Here is a 16,670-nt window from a genome sequence, read left to right on the forward strand (position 1 = left end):
GAAACAATCGTCCCTTGACGAATGAGTCCTCTGGCTAGCTTGCCTTCAGCAATCAACCACGTTCACGGCGAGGCCGCCGAGGCTCGTTTCCTTGTACTTGGTGCGCATGTCCTGCCCCGTCTGACGCATCGTCTCGACGACGGCATCGAGGGACACGTGATGTCGGCCATCCCCATGCAACGCGAGCATCGCCGCGTTGATCGCTTTGATCGCCCCCATTGTGTTGCGTTCAATGCACGGGATCTGCACAAGACCGCCGATCGGATCACAGGTGAGACCGAGATTATGCTCCATGCCGATCTCGGCGGCGTTCTCAATCTGCAGGTTGGTGCCACCGAGGACAGCCACAAGACCTGCTGCCGCCATCGAGCAGGCGACACCGACCTCGCCTTGGCACCCCATTTCGGCGGCGGATATTGAAGCGTTTCGCTTGTAGAGCATGCCGATCGCGGACGCCGTCAGGAGAAAAATGCGTGCCTTTGCCGGGTTCGGATCTGGAAAGAACATCTCGGAAAATTTCAGGACCGCAGGTATGACGCCGGCAGCTCCGTTCGTGGGCGCGGTGACGACGCGCCCCCCGGCCGCATTCTCTTCATTGACGGCGAGAGCAAAGAGGCTGACCCACTCCATCACGTGGAATGGATGTGCCGGCCCCTTCGAGGCTCCCGTCAGCTTGCTGAACAGACCTGGCGCACGGCGCGGTACATTCAGGCCACCAGGCAGAACGCCCTCGTTGACACATCCGAGATCAATGCAGCGCATCATTGCATCGCGAACGCGTTCCAGGAATGCGTTGGTTTCAGTCTCTTCCCTGTGCGATAGCTCGTTGGCAGCAACGATTTCGGCAATCGTCGAGCCGGTGCTCTCACCGATCGCAAGAAGCTCGCGCGCTGTCGTGAATGGGTACGGCTCACATCCAACGTTTCGAACAGGGGGCCTGCTCGGTTGATCGCCTTCACACACGATCGCGCCGCCGCCAACGGAATAGTAGGTTTGGCCAAGCAGGATTCCCGTATCCGAATGCGCGACGAATTTCATACCATTTGAGTGCCCCGGCAGGAACTCGCCTTTGCAAAAGATCAGGTGCTTGGCCTCAGCGAAGCCAACCGCATGGCGACCGCCAAGCATGACTTCAGAACGCGATCGGATCAGCCCGGCGATGATGGGTATGGCTTCAGGATCAACGGATTCTGGCAGCCAGCCCGACAGCCCCAGCAGAATGGCGATATCGGTGCGGTGACCTTTGCCGGTCAGTGCCAGTGAGCCGTAGAGCTCGACGACGACGGAGCGACAGCGCCACAGATCTTCGCCCAAGCATTCGATGAACCGCTGGGCCGCGCGCATCGGTCCAACGGTATGCGAACTGGATGGGCCGATCCCGATTGTGAATAGATCGAGTACACTGATCGGACCGGTTAGACGCCTGGGCGACAAACTGGGCGTGGTGACTTGTTCGACTATCTTGGACATGGGCGCGCACCTCAATCAAGTGATTGATTACAAATGCGCCCCATCTGTCTATTTGCCTGAGAGTATTATCCCGTCGGCGGGTGCCAAGGCACCTCTTTCCAGATGTTGTTCCGTCACCCGCGGTCCTTGTTGCCTGAGAGTTTCCGGGGCGGTTGCTCCTTCGGCGTCGGCCGAAGCCGATCTCTTCCGCAAGCGAGTCTTTGGGACTCGACCTTCCAAGTCACGACATCAAATTCGTGGCTGCCTTTCTCCAGTATTCTACTATGCGGCTTGGGTCAACGATGAAGCGAAGATGCGACGTCTTGCTGTTCTGTGGTCGTTTACGGGTTGGCTTGCCGGTGGACGGATTTCGGCCTGGGCGTTTTGCATTGAGCCGATTGGTCTTATCGATCAATCCGCAGTGCACAGCCGGCAACGGACGCTGCCCAGACATCCTCCGGGACCGCCCGCTTGAGGAACGGAGCGATGACGAGACCAGGCTGATGCAGCTTCACGCTTTCGGGTGTGATGTCAGCATGGATGTTGAGCTCGACCGAAACCGTGTGACCGCGCTCGCGAACTCGACATGCAGCCGGTGCGTCAGGCTGTTGGAGGAATGCAACAGGAGCAGAATGCGCATCTTGGACCTCAACAGATCCGGGGCAGTTGTTCGCCCGAAAACCAGTCGACGATCCGGGCACCGCCAAGGCTCGTCGCCATCTGCACGAAGTGATGCTCATCGGGCACCGTTTCGCCGATATCGGCGGCATCGCGACCGAGCGGATGGGCTCTCATGGCGGCCAGCACGGCCCCGGCGAGATCAGGCGAGACGATCGCGAGCAGCTTCCCCTCATTGGCGACGTTGAGCGGATCGAGCCCGAGCAGCTCGCAGGCAGCCGCCACCCCCGGCTTGACCGGGATCGCCTCTTGCTGGAGGCTGAAGCCTAGTTCGGACTGCTGGGCGCTTTCGTTCAGTGTCGCCGCGAGCCGGCCTCGCGTGGGATCTCGCATCAGACGGATGCCGCGGCCGCCCGCCGCCACCATCCTGGCGACCAAATCATGCAGGGCGACCGAATCCGAGACGATCTCCGTTTCCAAGGCGAGGTTCTGGCGCTTTGACATGATGGCGACGCCGTGATCGCCGAGTGTGCCGGAGATCAGCACCTGGTCTCCGACCCTCGCATTCTCAGTGGAGAAATCGAATCCCTCAGGCACCAGGCCAACGCCCGCGGTCGAAATGAACAGGCCATCGGCCTTGCCGTGCTCGACCACCTTGGTGTCGCCGGTGATGATATGGACGCCGGCGGATTGCGCCGCCTGGCCCATCGAGTCCGCGATTATCTTGAGGTCTGAAAACCGAAAGCCTTCCTCGATAATGAAGCTCGCAGACAGATAAGGCGGCAGGGCACCGGCCATGGCGATGTCGTTGACGGTGCCGTGCACCGCAAGCGAGCCGATATTGCCTCCGGGAAAGAACAGCGGCGAGACCACATAGGCATCAGTCGTCATCACCATGCGCCCGCCGCCGACGTCGAAGGCGGATTGATCGTTGCCGCGCGCCAGCCATTCGTTGCCGAATGATTCGTGGAACAGGCCCGAGATCAGCTGCGCCATCGCGCGGCCGCCGGAGCCGTGCGACAGGTCGACGCAGCCGTGCTTGATGTCGAGTTTGCGCTGATGGGCTTTCATGGCGCCCGCTTCTGCTGACGATCGCGGAATCGACCATAGGTCCAATGCGCGGCACATGCGCGTTCCGAGGAGACCACGCAGGACCCCATCGGGGTCTCCGGCGTGCACACCGTGCCGAACAGCTCGCAGTCGACCGGTTTCTTCACACCGTGCAGGATCGCGCCGCATTCGCAGGCCGGATTGTCGGCGACGCGCAGCTCGTCATGGCGAAACAGATCTCCGCATCAAATCTGGCATAGGTTTGCTTCAGCGTAAGCGTAGCTCTGCGGCCCTTTTGAATCGCGCTTGACGTCTATTTTGTTCGCGTGGCGTGTCGCCGCGGTTTCCATGTGTCGGACAACGCGTTGACGGCGGCCTCGAGGGCCTTCCGGTCGATCACGTTGGGATCGAACCGCTCCGGGCCCCAGCGGCGCATATTTTCGCGCTCCGGATGAGCAGGGTCGCTGATGGCGTCGAGGTATTCGGCATAGCCTGGCGCACCACCGACGTCTTCCGGAGGACAACGACCGGCGGCCTCGAGCAGGAAGGGCATGCCCTCCGTCGTGGTGTTGTCGAACCATTTTTCGAGCTTGATCACGTGATCCCAGCTGTCGCCGAAGTCATAGAGATAGTGGATCGTCTTGGCGCCGGTCTCTCGAACGATATCGCAAAGCCGCGCTTTACGGGCATCCATGGGCTGGTGGCCGTAATCATTGTCGGGGTCGGGAATCCCCCAATGTGCCTCACCAGCGAAGAACTCGAAGAGGTGACTGTTCGTCCAGCCGAATGCCTCCTGAAGCGTCAGATGCAGCCGATCAAGGCGCAGCGTGAGCGGCACGACAAGGCGACGCATCACCTCCGGTTTTACGTCCTTGAGGGTCACCTTGATCCGGACCGCGGTCGTGTTCAGGCTCATGCCGCCAGCCTCGGATCGTGTGCATGCATCGTGTAGATCGATGCCCAAGGGAGCAGTTCGTCCAGTCGCGCCGCAGGCCAACCATTGACGAGCTTCGCGAGAACATCAGCGAGCCAGTGCTCGGCATTGACGCCATTGAGCTTACAGGTCTCGATTAACGAAGCCAGCACTGCCCAATTCTCGGCGCCCTCGTCGCAACCGGCAAAAAGGGAGTTCTTGGCGTTGAGCTTGATCGGCCGCATCGCACGCTCGACAGCATTCGTGTCCATCTCGATGCGCCCGTCATCAAGATAGAGCGTCAAGCCGTCCCAATGACGCAGCGCGTAACGCAAGGCCTTCGCCGTGTCGCTCTTCTGTGCAAGGTGATCAAGCTTGGCCTCAAACCACTGCTTCAAGGCTGTAGCCAGAGGTCGGGCATGCGCCTGCCTGCCAGCACGGCGCTCGACATCTGATCGGCCGCGGAGCGCTTTTTCGACCGCGTAAAGTTCGGCGATGCGCTCAAGAGCCTCGCGGGCAACCGGCGCTGGCGCAGGCGAAGCCTCGCGCTCGATCTTCACAAATTGGCGCCTCAGATGCGACCAGCAGAAGGCGAGCGTCCCGGACAAGGCGTCCGCACGCGTCTCTCGGGTCATAGTCTTGTAAGCCTGATAACCGTCGCAGTGGATGATGCCGCGAAAGCCCTCAAGTAGCTGCAAGCCATGAACGGCCCCACGGCCCGGCGCATAGGCGTAAACCACAACAGGTGGGTCAGGTCCGGCCCAGGGCCTGTCATCGCGTGACAGCGCCCAGAAGTAGCCGGTTTTGGTCCTGCCGCGCCCCGGATCCAATACCGGTGCGGGGGTCTCGTCGACACAGAGCTTCGAAGAGGCGAGCAGAAGCTGGCGCAGACGATGCCACAAGGGCTTCAATTCCTGGGCGGCGTAGCCGACCCAGAAGGCGAGCGTGGAACGGTCGATGGCGATACCGTGCGTCGCCAGCATCTGCGCCTGGCGGTAAAGCGGCAAATGCCAATGATACTTGGCGTCGATCACATGCGCGACGAGCCGCTCGGTCGGCAGTCCTCCCCTGATCAATCGCTCGGGAGCAGCACGCTGGAGGACGACGCCGTGACAGGCGCGGCAGGCCAGTTTGGGGCGGCGGGTGACGATGACGCGATACTGCGCCGGTACGACGTCCAGCCTCTGGCTCTCATCGTGACCGATCTCAAAAAGGTCGCCTGCGCAGCACGGGCAGCAGGTTGCAGCGGGCATCAGGGTCTCGATGATGCGCGGCAAATGCTCCGGCAGCTTGCCACGATTGGCCCTCCGCTCGGCAGCTCTCTTCTCGCGTGCTTTGGGATTGGCGCGGTCCTCGGCTGCTTCGAGAGCCGCGACAGCCTGATCGATATCCTCCAGAACAAGCTGGAGCTGATCAGCGTCAAGCTTTTCCGAGGATCGACCGAACTGCGCGTCTTTTGCAAGCTTGAGCAACCGCTCGAGCCTGGCGCAGCGATCCAGCAGAGCCGCGGCAAAGGCACGCAACTCGGCTGGATCGCTCGGCAGCTCATCAGGCAAATCACTCATTGGCCCGAGTCTGTCATGCTTCGCGCCCCGATGCAGCGAAGATTTTATGTCCTACGCAAGCGCTTTCGGCTGCAGGATTCGAGGCGCATGCATGCGTGTCCAATCCATGCCGGCCAGAAGCGCGGACAACTGCGCGGCGTTCATTCGCATGACGCCGTCAACGATCGGCGGCCACTTGAAGGCGCTGCCCTCAAGCCGCTTCCAATACAGCACGAGGCCACTACCATCCCAGACAACTATCTTCACCCGATCAGCGCGCTTCGCACGGAAGACCACCGCCACGCCCTTCATCGGATCGTGGCCCAGCGTCTCCTTCGCCAACAGCGCCAGGCCATCTGCGCCCTTCCTGAAGTCTACAGGTCGGGTCGCAACATAAATCATGAAGCCAGCGGGAGCCGTCAGCATGAACGTGTCCGGCGCAACGCAACAAACACATCACTCAACACGGCAAGGCCAGGCGTCCCTCGCACCTCAACTCGTGCCCCATGGAGCTCAACCGTCACAACGGCTGCTTCCGGCGACCCGGAGGGAGCTGCAGCCACCGATGGCGACGATTCCGACACCAACGGCACAAACGACAGTGCTCCCCCCGCAGCTGGCAGCACCAGTTGACCTGAACGCGCCCGGCGCCGCCAGTCATGCACCTGCTGGGGCCGGCAGCCATGGCGACGTGCGACATCTGTTACGATCGCGCCCGGCTCGAGACTGTCCGCGACGATCTGCGCCTTCAAATCATCTGGCCACTGTTTCCGGCCGCCGCCGGCGTACACTTCTATGCGCGGTGACAACGGTCGTCTTATGTCGTCCGAATGGTCGTCCATTGTGAGCACCCTTGCAGAAGATGACTCTTCTAACGGCGCTCATAGGTCTACGCACAAACAATCTGATGGGCCTCGCAGCCCCGCTTACGCTTCAGCTTCAATCCGCTATGGGGCACGAACCCGAGGCCTCGCCATTCGAACGCGTCGCGCAGCTCGAAAATATCCGAGACCTCCTCCTGGGCACGCGGATTCCCATCGCGCATTACGGCACGGCTATATTGATTCTCCACCTCGCTTCGGTGCTCGTTCACCTGACGCACCAGCATCAGAATCGCCTGCATCATGTCGAGCTCGAAGCCCGAGATCACCATCGACTTGCCGAATTCCTCGGCAAAGACCTCGTAGGGCTCGGTGCCGATGATGATGCTGACATGCGCGGGCCACGAAGCCGTCGATCTCGGCGTGGCCGACGCTGCGAATGTCGGGACTCTCCAAGATTTTCTGCATCGCCGGCGGCGTCAGCACGTGGTTGCAGAACACGCTGAAGTTTTCGAGCTGCTTCTTCTCGGCGTGCCGGATCATGACCGCGGTCGGCGGCGTCGTGGTCTCGAAGCCGATCGCGAAGAATACGACTTCGTGCTCGGGGTTTTCTTCCGCGATCCGCATGCGATGGCAGGATTGAGCGCTATCAGATCAATGCGCCGACCACCTGAGAATTTCTCGCCGCGCATTCCGTGACAAAGAAGTCATTGCCCCGTAGTCGTAGCGAGCGGCGACTCGGTCTGTTCGGTAGCGCGACGGCATGGATTGTCGCCGCACCAGTTGTTCAGCTGGCGACGTCTGTTGCGAGAAGCAGCAGGCGGTTATTGAAGAAGAGGCACAGGTTGTGCCGGCGGTGATGGATGCCGTAGTGCCGACGACTGCTCTTGGTCATGAGCGCGGAGCGGTGCGCAGAAAACTCTGTTCAGACAACCGGGTCCAGCGCTGTTGCTCACTTCGCCGGAGCATATAGTGCCAATATGTCGCCTGTAATTCTCCGAGATATCCGATCATTTCCATCCGCGCCATAATGCCCGCCGTCCATGTAAATTGGGCTGGCAACATCGGCAAAGATAGTACGTAAGTCATGCAACACGTTTTGCTCCAAACTTTCATCTTCTCTCTTGACCAACTTGCTTCTCATCAGAGAGTAAAGGTCGTTTTTTCCTGGAAGCCGTTTCTCTGATTTTAAAAGCTGATCCTCTTCATATTTTGTCCTGCGTGTTTTATCAGACAGCTGAGGCTCAAGGTAGAATAATGTTTTAAAGGATAAGCTCCTTGAAATAGCCTCTATAAACCGAACATTCCCTAGATAGACATCTAGAGCTCCGTCAGACAACACGTCTAATTTTTTCGAGCACCCCGCGAGCTGTGTTTTGCCGGTGAGCAGTCTTATCAGCGCGAAGTTTTCTAACCTTATACTTATGCGTGCTTTTGCCTCCTTTTTAGGAGATATTTTTTCAAGGTTTGAGTTGCCAAGCGGAACGCCCGGTTCTCCTTCATAACAAGCGGAGAAAGCCTCAACCGATCCGCCGTAAAAGACCACCAAATCAGGAACATTCCGCTTTCTCAATTCGAGAACAAAGCGAATCAAGCTTTGGGTAGTTACATCCCCGATGACTGCATAATTTGTGACTTCAGCGCTGATTCCATTTTCGGCTAACATTTTGGCGACAAGGGAGGGAATCGTGAAGTCGTCCCTAGATCCAAGCCCCCACAAAGTCGACCCGCCAAAAAAGAATATTTTTAGCCTGGTACGCCTATCACCGTTGATTGTCTCGGAGTTCCACGTTCTTCTGGTGCCTTCGTGTACGTTAATGAATTTGCCCGCATAGTCCGTTTGTTGTGATTGCGTATATGAAGCCCACACCCGCGCCTTGGCATCGGTGAGTTCTTTGAAGTATTCTTCCGCGAGATCGGGATTTGCATACACCCCAGAATTGGCTGCAGCTTTGGCGGCGCTTTGACGTTCTCTCTTGTCAGCCCTCTCGTAGTAGGATGTCAGCGATACTTCCAGAGTCGTCAGCAAAAGAAGAGCGACACCAAGGATTGCCCATATCTCGTTCAATAGGGCCGTCAAGCGAACGACCCTCGTCCTCACAGCGGCCGTTCTCAGCAGCGGCGCATCTGCTTCCACACGGTTTTCCGTGGAAGAGGCTTCTTTCAATTTGCAGCCCCTCGAAAATCTTCGGGAATTTGGGCCACTAGGGCTCTCATAATTGAGTCCGCGTAGAGTCCGGCCGCTTTACCGTTTGGGTGGGAGTCTGTCTTCGTGACCCAGAGGGACTGTGGGGCTTGATTTTCCACAGCCGGAAGAAGGTCCAGAAATGGTATACTGAGCGCTTTCACCTTGGAGGCAACGAGATTCGTTATATCCTGAAATGGATATGGGGACAGCTCGTGCAGTTCCGGGTAGTTAACTACAATGAGTTTGATGTTTCGCGCCTTGCAATAGCTCGCAAGTTCTTTCAACGCACTCTGTGCAACCAACCAGCCAGGTTCATTCTCTTGGTAGAGACCACGGTAATAGTGCTGCCAATCAGCCTTGCCGAAGTATGTTCGCATAAGGGCATCGAAACGACCCGCGATGAACACCGCTGAATAGAAGTGCTCGAGAAAGACATTCTCCGTCCTTCGCGGTGTTGGCTCTGCGTCATTAATAAAATAGTTCAGTACGACGATGTCAGGCTTGTATACGTACGCCTTCTTCACGAAGTACGTTGCTTCCATCGCTGTGTTAGCATTTCCAATCCCAGTATTTATGACCTCGAATTTTTTTTCCTTCGCGTTCAGCAGCCTTTCCAATCGACATGATGTGACGTCTTCAGGTCTTGCGCCCCATCCAAACGTCAAGGAGTCGCCAAGCATCATGATCCGAACAGTGCCACTCTCTTTTTCCACGGAATGTTCGCGATCGCGCCAACCTGCTGAGTTGATCGTTACTGGGACCCCCATGTAAACCCCACCCTTTCCAGGGGTATGTTCGTGCCCTGCACCGGGTATGTCACTAACCACTTTCAAGTCTTTGGCGTAACGCCACATTTCGATGTCAAAATTAGTGCCGTCTGCCTGCGTTAAACGCACATAGAATTCCAGTAGGGCGGCAGCCGTAATCAGGCTAGTAGCTATTGAAACCATTCCGAAGATTGCGTTTTTTGCTTTGACATCCATCTGGATGGCTTTCCTCGAAATGCGCGCCAAAATCGTTCGGACAGGAGATAGAAATCACGACGGCTGCCAGGCGCACAGCTTGAACGCCTCGCGCTCTAATCGAGTTCATAGCAACGACGATAGTTCTTCATCAGCATTTTGCTCTGGTCTTCCTTCCGTAAGAGCGAATTGCCGACGGCCAGCATCTCGATTTCCGTTCCCATGAAACAGCGGAACGCATCCTCTGGAGTGCAAACGATCGGTTCTCCTCGCACGTTGAATGAGGTGTTCACGAGAACAGGGCATCCGGTTAGTTCCTTGAACTTCGATATCAATCTGTGAAACCGCGGATTGGTCGTGTTGTGCACAGTCTGCACGCGCGCGGAGTAGTCCACGTGTGTGACAGCCGGAATTTCCGAGCGCACGACGTTCAATTTATCGATGCCGAAGAGCTGCTTTTGCTTTTCTGACATCGGCAACTGCTTCGTGCTCAGCACGTCGGCCACAAGGAGCATGTAGGGGCTGTCGGAATGAAGCTGAAACCATTGCGACACGTCCTCTCGCAAAACACTCGGCGCAAATGGGCGGAAAGACTCGCGATACTTCACCTTGAGATTTAGCTGCTTCTGGACAGTCGGTGAGCGGGGATCAGCAATGATGGAACGTCCGCCGAGCGCTCGCGGGCCGAACTCCATCCGACCCTGCATCCACCCAACCGCCTTACCGTCGATCAGAGCATGCGCGACACTGTCGATCAGTGCTTCATCGATTTCCGCCGTGAATACCGCGCCGGCTTTTCCTAGACGCTCTTCGATTTCGCGCTGACTGAACTCCGGTCCGAGGTACGCACCGTTCATGCTGTCGCCCGCAGGGACGCTCCTGGGCTTTTCAAGCATGAGATGGTAGGCAGCCAGTGCTGCGCCCACCGCGCCGCCGGCGTCGCCAGAAGCCGGCTGAATCCAGATGTTGTCGAAGAGTTTTTCCCGCATGAGCTTTCCGTTCGCCACGCAATTAAGCGCCACTCCTCCTGCGAGGCAGAGATTTCTCTGGCCGGTTGTGGTCCGGATTTCTTTTGCGAGCCTTAGGACGACCTCCTCGGTAACGGCCTGAATGGAGGCCGCTAGATCCATCTCCCTCTGCGTCAACCCACTTTCCGGGCGTCTGGCCGGACCACCAAATAGCGTCTCGAAGCGACCATTGGTCATTGTTAGTCCGGTACAATAGTCAAAGAAGCTCATGTCCAGGTGGAATGACCCATCCTCCTTGATGTTGATCAGGTGCTCCTTTATCAGATGCACATACTTTGGCTCGCCGTAGGGCGCCAGTCCCATTACCTTGTACTCACCAGAGTTCACCTTGAAACCGATGTAGTAAGTGAACGCTGAGTACAACAAGCCAAGCGAATGCGGAAAGTGAATCTCCTTGTAGACTGACAGTTCCTTTCCCTTGCCGATCGCAAGCGAGGTTGTTGTCCACTCTCCGACACCATCCATCGTTAACACTGCGGCTTCGTGGAATGGCGACGGGAAGAACGCCGACGCTGCGTGACTGAGATGGTGCTCTGAAAAGCGGAGTCGCCTCGACCAATCAACATCACTCCCGAGGTGCTCGTTCAGGGCCTCGGCAATCAACGTTCTTTGAAACAGCTTGTCCTTCAGCCAAACCGGCATCGACGTTGCGAAACTGTTAAATCCCTTCGGCGCGAAAGCTAGATAGGTTTCAAATATCCGCTCGAATTTACTAAAGGGTTTGTCGTAGAAGACTACATAGTCGACGTCTGCTGGACATAGCCCTGCAGCGCGAACACAGTAACGAGCCGCACAGGCAGGAAAGCCTGGATCGTGTTTTTTCCTCGTAAAGCGCTCTTCCTGCGCGGCAGCTATCAGTTGGCCGTCTGAGACGAGGCAAGCGGCGGAGTCGTGGTAGTAAGCTGAGATACCCAGAATATTCACTGGTCAGAACAGCGTGTAAACGAACGGCGCCATGACAGAGCCTTGCGCCAGAACTAGCAGAGCGGCTATGAGCACCATGAGAAGAATTGGGGGGGCGAGCCATATCTTTTTGCGAACACGCATGAAAGCCCAGAGTTCCTTGATGAAGAGAAACATATGCGCCTCAGAACTGGTGTGTGAAGGACTGACCTGTCGGACCTGGCGGGCTACGACTGATCCAGTAACTTGCGACTGGTCGTCGCTTCAAATGAAGCTCATCGCGCCCGAGCAAGCGAGCGATGAAGGCGATCGGTACTAGAAGCCCGAAATAGATGATGCCCAGAACCAGCGGGCTGATGATCCGTCCAAGCAACTCGCCGAAGTAGAACCAGAGTAGGTTGGGCTGCGTGAGAATTCGCGGGACGATCAATGCTATGCCGCCGAATGCGACACTAACCGAAAGGAGCGACACGTAAGCGGCAGCGACTTGTCCCTTGACGGCCACGCATGCGCTCAATGCAAGAAATACGGCGCAAAACGTGAGGCCGAAGCGTCGATTGGACGGCAGTTTGGCCGGCACTCTCATGCTATATCTCCTGCTATGTATCGTGACTCACAAGAATGGCCGCGCGGACATACTCCGATACTGCGGCGATCTGAGCCAGGAGTCCGGACGAGATCATTCCAAGGGCGACTGCTTTCGCGACGGTTCCGTTCATCTCCGCGTAGAGCCAGCCTGTGTTGGATGGCTGCAGTATCGCTGTAACGTGGACAGGTAGATGCCGCGCGAGATCATCGACCGGCTGCGAAAATGACGCCCGCCTGGGAATAAGGATAGTGTTGACGAGAGACGCGACAGAGCGCCAATTCAATGGATCGATCCCGAACCATGTCCTGACCAATCGCTTGGGCGCGAATGTCGCAGACAGGGAATGCTGAGATCCGAAACCAATCGTCAGCAGAGCATTCTTCACCGAAGCCCTCGTTAGCGCGTCCGCACAATGCAGTGTTCTGAATATCGCTGCGAACGCCTTTGAGAGGTCGCGCTGCCCAACGTCCCTGCAGCGGATGAACCTAGCTCCGCCGCCTGGCTCGTTCACGCGCATACGAGTGAAGCGGCCATGCCAGGCGCGCCTCTTCGCGGTCTTCTCCGGGTCCGCCTTCAGCGCGTGCTCGATAAGCAGTTTATTGCGGATAGGTTGCTCCGCGCAGCCCCTGATTTCCGCGACACTGCCAGTGGTGACGGTACTCATGCTCCCCTCGGAGTTCCCTGTCGGCGTTGATGGCGCTCGGCCAAGGTTTGGCAATGATCGTGCCAAGGCTGCGTCAGAGAAATAAATGCATGCAATTGAAAGCAGATAGTGCGCGCGAGCGGCCTATCCGAACATTGTTGCGATCCCGACTTAGCCGCAGACCGCTGTTACAAACCCGACAACATCGGCCATCAACAACGCCTGCGTTTGCTGGTAATGATGACAGTCAGCAGCGCGCGCTCAGCAGGACAGCACCGGCTTCGAGATTGCAGAATCCATTTGTCACGGCCTTCAGTTCGTTAACGAAAAGCTCGCCGGCAAGTAGCGATACTTTACGCCGCCGAATCGCTTAATCATTCGAGATGCGTGATCCTCGAACGGAAGTTCTCACTGGCCGCCTTGGCCGCTGAGGGTTCGCATTGCCCTTGTTCAGCTCAAACAACAATAATTGCAAGCTTGCGAGGCCGCTGGAGCAAGAGACGAACTATTTCGCAAGAGAGCGGTGACGTATTCAATCCGGAATCGCCAAGCATGCGGCGCGCGCTTTGTGTCCGTCATCAGACGCATTGCGTTTCAAATCCGCCATCCTTGACAGGAGAAGACGACATCGCCGACGAAAAAACCGCAGGCGACGCGCATCGCGTCTGCTGGCCTCGATCCTGCACACCTTAAGCGGCGTGGAGGCGACGCCAACAACATCGGCCATTCGGGCTTGGTTGCAAGATGGCGCGCGCGTTGTGTTTCGTGAGGTGAGATGCGATCTGGAGTTCTTTCTTGGAATGCAGCAACAGTTGCGCTCGTTGCAAGCGGTGCGGTCAATTCGGCATATCTTAAGCCGGCAGTAAAACCCCCACCGGTGCTGTGGAGCTGGACCGGAGGATATTTCGGCGCGCACGTCGGCGGGGGCTATGGCCGGACATCATTCACGGATCCGTACGGTCCGTCACTCTATGGGGACCTCGTCGATACGCCAGTGTTCCTGCTGGGAGGTCAGATCGGGTACAATTGGCAGAAGGACCGCTGGGTCTTTGGCGTTGAAGTGGATGCCAGTGGCGCTGCGTCGGACGGTACCAACACTTGTCTTGCCGTTTCCGGATCTGTTGTGAGCGCAACCTGCAATGCGAGTCCAAACGTCTTTGTCACCGGCACCGGGCGCCTCGGTTACGGATTCGGCTCGCAGGGACATACGCTGGCTTATCTCAAGGGAGGTGTGGCCTGGCAACGCAATCAGGGCGATGTCGTCAACAACCAGGAATTTAGCTGGGCGCCACAGAATGCAACTCATTTCGAGTATGGTCGGGTCGGCGGCACAATCGGCGCCGGCGTCGAGCAGGCGATTACGTCTACATGGTCCGTTGGACTTGAGTACGATTATCTGTGGTTTGGTGGACCAGGTGTGGCAACCCCTCCGACCGCAAGGCTTCCGTTGGCAACCGTCCCAGCCAACATCTCCCACCCGTCCAGCAGCTATCATATCGGCAAAATTAGCCTAAACTACCATTTTGATGCCGACCCACGGACGCCGGCATGGTTCGACGGGCCGCTATACGGGGCGACGCCGCCCGTCAGCGCGCCGCCGGTTGCCTTCACTCGGGGTTGGTCGCAGGAAAGCGGCACACGCTTCTGGCTGAGTCGCGGAAAGTTTCAATGGGGCTTCGGGAGCGAGCTCGCATCAAGGCTCACCTATCACAAGCTGGATGGGATCTCCGGTGAGTTGTTCGAACGTGTGGACAGCCCATGGGGGATATTCCTGAAGGGCAATATCGGCGTCGGCCGCTTCAGCAGCGGAAATGTGAACGATGAAGATTGGGGCGCGGGCTTCGCCTACTCCAACACGACATCGGGCCAGGCGAACGGAAGATTCATGTACTACACGGCCGATGCGGGTTACGATTTCTTGCGCGGCACCGCCTTCAAAGTCGGCGGGTTCATGGGCTGGACCTACTACGGCCAGAACTCTGACACGACAGGATGCACGCAGATCGCTTCCTCACCGCCATGCCATCAAGCACTTGGCGGAAAGATGGTCATCGGCAGCCAAGACACTGATTGGAATGCGCTGCGCATCGGTCTGAGTGCTGAAACCACGTTGCTCGACCGCTGGCGCGTCAGCGCCGATGTGGCTTACCTGCCCTGGACAAACTTCCAGGGCCGTGACAACCATCTGTTGCGAGACTTGACGTTCTTCAGCGATCAACGCGGGAGCGGTGGCGGTGGTGTGCAGGTAGAAGGTATTCTCTCATATTTCCTCACCAACAATTTCAGCGTCGGTATCGGCGCCCGGTATTGGGCCATGTGGACTCAAAAACATAGCAAGATACTCCCCAATGAAGCCCAACGGGAGGACAGCTCTCCTGTTGCCTTGGGGGTCTTTCCTGCGAACTATCGCATGGAGCGATGGGGCACGTTCCTGCAGGCCTCCTACAAGTTTGATTGAAACTGCCCGCTCTCCGTTCCAAGCTTCGAAATCGCGGATCCTGGGCTCAAGTCGAGCCGAGACCCGAGAATGACGCTGCGTGCTTTCGGGCAGTTCAAGGCCGAAAGCACGCATTGGTTTGCTTAAGCTAATGGCTAGGCCGCATGGGGCCGCTTCGTTGATTGGCGCCCGCCGTATTTGGGGTCACCAACTCTCTGCAAGATGGCACGTCTGACGCAGTCCTGTCATTTTCCGGTTCGATTCGTCTGCCATAGCCGGCTAATTCCATATGCACACGAGAGACGGGAGACGCGGCTGCGGACTCCTAGAATGCCCGCGCCGATCGCGTGAGCATACTTATGTCGATCGACCGGGTGACTCTCGTTCCCTGCCAAATGCCCAACGAGCATGCACTCCAGATTAGCGGAACCACGTCTGAGGACCCCAAAACCAACAGAGCTGGACCTCTTAGGGCGTTGGCCGGGCCTCTGTTCGAGCGGCCTTCTAGGGCCGAACAGTCTCAAGATGTTTTTGAGAGCGGATCCCGAGGGGACTTGAATCGCACGTAGCGTAAGCTTGTATCGTCATACAGGTAGGCGACGGACCGCGTCCGACCGTCGGCAGCTTCCTGATGCGTGATGACAATTATGAACCTCTCAGACCGTCCAGCCTGCTTCGCAAGACTCTGTGCTGGTGCCAGAGCATTCCGCAAGCGGCCAAGCCACCACCATGCGCTGGCCGCCGATCGGGCGGCTGCTTTGGTGAATACGACATCCGAGATCATTTTGACAAACCATCGACTTGGCGCTTGCAAACCTTTTCTGATGATCGTCGGCTCTTCCGCGGCGCGACAGCAAGGGCGGAATTTGGCTGCGATTGCTGTCACTCGTTATGAACCCCTGGAGATGAGCTCGTCAGCTGCTCGGCAGCTCGTCAGAACAGCACTTCGTCTATATCACTGATCAGTACGGAATGGCCCAAGATGCAAACGCTTTTCATTGTTCTCGGCATATGGCTGTTAGTCAATGTTTTGTTCGTCGTGATCATGATCCCGCCGCGCCAACCGCGCAGGTCGAATGGTCGGAAGGGATTCAGCTGCCGGTCGTCCGTCTTCATCAGACGCGGTCACCACCTTGATGAGGACGACAGCATTTTGCTCCGTCATGCCATCATCGTACTTGGTGTTGGTGCATTCTTTTCTCTGACGCCGCCCCTGCTTGACGCCTACGACGAGCTCAAGGCATTTATTCGCAAGCGCCACTCGAGGTTGGGAACGGGGGAAGACTTTCCGGCAGCCGATCAACCGCCCGGATCGCCTAACTCGCGTATTCCTGACGGAGGCCACGGCAACTCTTCAGAGCCGACTTCCACAAAAAATGATGAGCAGACCTAACGGGCGCGAACTTACCTGATCGTTGCCAGCGAGGCTGCTTTCAATTTCGGGCCAAGTCAGGCGATTTACGAATTGTGGTCCCTTGTCTGGTGCCGCGAGACTCGCAGGAGCCCATGAGCTTGCTCCTCAAAA

At 57.6% G+C, this 16,670-nt stretch carries 15 protein-coding genes, 3 pseudogenes and 1 riboswitch; of the genes and pseudogenes, 4 read left to right on the forward strand and 14 right to left on the reverse strand.

The window, feature by feature from the left end:
• Nucleotides 1–45: 45 nt before the first annotated feature.
• The 7 genes and pseudogenes from JJE66_RS31050 to JJE66_RS31080 all read right to left on the reverse strand — a co-directional run bounded on the left by JJE66_RS31050 (nt 46) and on the right by JJE66_RS31080 (nt 6,314).
• Nucleotides 46–1,470, reverse strand: a complete 1,425-nt coding sequence (locus JJE66_RS31050; protein WP_200518464.1) for an L-serine ammonia-lyase — start codon at nt 1,468–1,470, stop codon at nt 46–48.
• A 110-nt stretch (nt 1,471–1,580) separates the two neighbouring features.
• A riboswitch (glycine riboswitch) is annotated at nt 1,581–1,669 on the reverse strand.
• Between the two features lie 428 nt (nt 1,670–2,097).
• Entirely contained in the window at nt 2,098–3,138 is a 1,041-nt protein-coding gene (gene hypE, locus JJE66_RS31055; RefSeq protein ID WP_200518466.1) for a hydrogenase expression/formation protein HypE, read from the reverse strand.
• Nucleotides 3,135–3,394, reverse strand: a pseudogene (locus tag JJE66_RS31060) (hydrogenase formation protein HypD); the annotation flags it as partial. The gene hypE and the pseudogene JJE66_RS31060, both read right to left, overlap by 4 nt.
• Nucleotides 3,395–3,430: 36 nt before the next feature.
• A complete protein-coding gene (locus tag JJE66_RS31065) occupies nt 3,431–4,033 on the reverse strand; it encodes a plasmid pRiA4b ORF-3 family protein (protein ID WP_200515192.1) in 603 nt (200 codons plus the stop codon).
• Nucleotides 4,030–5,595, reverse strand: coding sequence for an IS66 family transposase (gene tnpC, locus JJE66_RS31070; protein ID WP_200515193.1), 1,566 nt, complete (start codon nt 5,593–5,595; stop codon nt 4,030–4,032). The genes JJE66_RS31065 and tnpC overlap by 4 nt, the downstream gene beginning before the upstream one ends.
• Nucleotides 5,596–5,646: 51 nt before the next feature.
• The gene (tnpB, locus tag JJE66_RS31075) at nt 5,647–6,000 is read right to left on the reverse strand and encodes an IS66 family insertion sequence element accessory protein TnpB (RefSeq protein WP_200515194.1); all 354 of its coding nucleotides are present in this window, start codon (nt 5,998–6,000) and stop codon (nt 5,647–5,649) included.
• On the reverse strand, nt 5,994–6,314 hold the full coding sequence (locus JJE66_RS31080) for a transposase (RefSeq protein ID WP_311979912.1): 321 nt from the start codon (nt 6,312–6,314) through the stop codon (nt 5,994–5,996). Before JJE66_RS31080 ends, tnpB begins: the two co-directional genes overlap by 7 nt.
• Here JJE66_RS31080 and JJE66_RS38755 point away from each other — a divergent pair.
• Nucleotides 6,258–6,380 carry a hypothetical protein gene (locus tag JJE66_RS38755; RefSeq protein ID WP_311979915.1) on the forward strand — a complete coding sequence of 41 codons (123 nt, stop codon included), beginning with the start codon at nt 6,258–6,260 and terminating at the stop codon, nt 6,378–6,380. The genes JJE66_RS31080 and JJE66_RS38755 overlap by 57 nt on opposite strands.
• Before the next feature lie 125 nt (nt 6,381–6,505).
• Here JJE66_RS38755 and hypD read toward each other — a convergent pair.
• Nucleotides 6,506–7,022: pseudogene (gene hypD / locus JJE66_RS31085) on the reverse strand (hydrogenase formation protein HypD); the annotation flags it as partial.
• Nucleotides 7,023–7,160: 138 nt separating this feature from the next.
• Between hypD and JJE66_RS38275 the strand changes: the two are divergent.
• Nucleotides 7,161–7,226, forward strand: a pseudogene (locus JJE66_RS38275) (hypothetical protein); the annotation flags it as partial.
• Between the two features lie 121 nt (nt 7,227–7,347).
• Here the strand turns inward: JJE66_RS38275 and JJE66_RS31095 are convergent.
• The 6 genes from JJE66_RS31095 to JJE66_RS31120 all read right to left on the reverse strand — a co-directional run bounded on the left by JJE66_RS31095 (nt 7,348) and on the right by JJE66_RS31120 (nt 12,729).
• On the reverse strand, nt 7,348–8,562 hold the full coding sequence (locus JJE66_RS31095) for an SGNH/GDSL hydrolase family protein (protein WP_200518468.1): 1,215 nt from the start codon (nt 8,560–8,562) through the stop codon (nt 7,348–7,350).
• Entirely contained in the window at nt 8,559–9,566 is a 1,008-nt protein-coding gene (locus JJE66_RS31100) for an SGNH/GDSL hydrolase family protein (protein WP_200518470.1), read from the reverse strand. The genes JJE66_RS31095 and JJE66_RS31100 overlap by 4 nt, the downstream gene beginning before the upstream one ends.
• A 95-nt stretch (nt 9,567–9,661) precedes the next feature.
• Nucleotides 9,662–11,497 (reverse strand): carbamoyltransferase, encoded by a 1,836-nt coding sequence (locus tag JJE66_RS31105; RefSeq protein ID WP_200518472.1) that lies wholly within the window; start codon nt 11,495–11,497, stop codon nt 9,662–9,664.
• Between the two features lie 3 nt (nt 11,498–11,500).
• Complete coding sequence (locus tag JJE66_RS31110; RefSeq protein WP_200518474.1) at nt 11,501–11,653, reverse strand: DUF5989 family protein; 153 nt, start codon at nt 11,651–11,653, stop codon at nt 11,501–11,503.
• 7 nt (nt 11,654–11,660) lie between these two features.
• Nucleotides 11,661–12,062 carry an SxtJ family membrane protein gene (locus JJE66_RS31115; protein WP_200518476.1) on the reverse strand — a complete coding sequence of 134 codons (402 nt, stop codon included), beginning with the start codon at nt 12,060–12,062 and terminating at the stop codon, nt 11,661–11,663.
• A 13-nt stretch (nt 12,063–12,075) separates the two neighbouring features.
• On the reverse strand, nt 12,076–12,729 hold the full coding sequence (locus JJE66_RS31120; protein ID WP_200518478.1) for a hypothetical protein: 654 nt from the start codon (nt 12,727–12,729) through the stop codon (nt 12,076–12,078).
• A 754-nt stretch (nt 12,730–13,483) separates the two neighbouring features.
• Between JJE66_RS31120 and JJE66_RS31125 the strand changes: the two genes are divergently transcribed.
• The gene (locus JJE66_RS31125; RefSeq protein WP_200518480.1) at nt 13,484–15,166 is read left to right on the forward strand and encodes an outer membrane beta-barrel protein; all 1,683 of its coding nucleotides are present in this window, start codon (nt 13,484–13,486) and stop codon (nt 15,164–15,166) included.
• Nucleotides 15,167–16,127: 961 nt separating this feature from the next.
• The gene (locus JJE66_RS31130; protein ID WP_200518482.1) at nt 16,128–16,538 is read left to right on the forward strand and encodes a hypothetical protein; all 411 of its coding nucleotides are present in this window, start codon (nt 16,128–16,130) and stop codon (nt 16,536–16,538) included.
• Nucleotides 16,539–16,670: the final 132 nt, after the last annotated feature.

The sequence above is a fragment of the Bradyrhizobium diazoefficiens genome (genome assembly GCF_016612535.1).
GTDB classification, from domain to species: domain Bacteria; phylum Pseudomonadota; class Alphaproteobacteria; order Rhizobiales; family Xanthobacteraceae; genus Bradyrhizobium; species Bradyrhizobium diazoefficiens_C.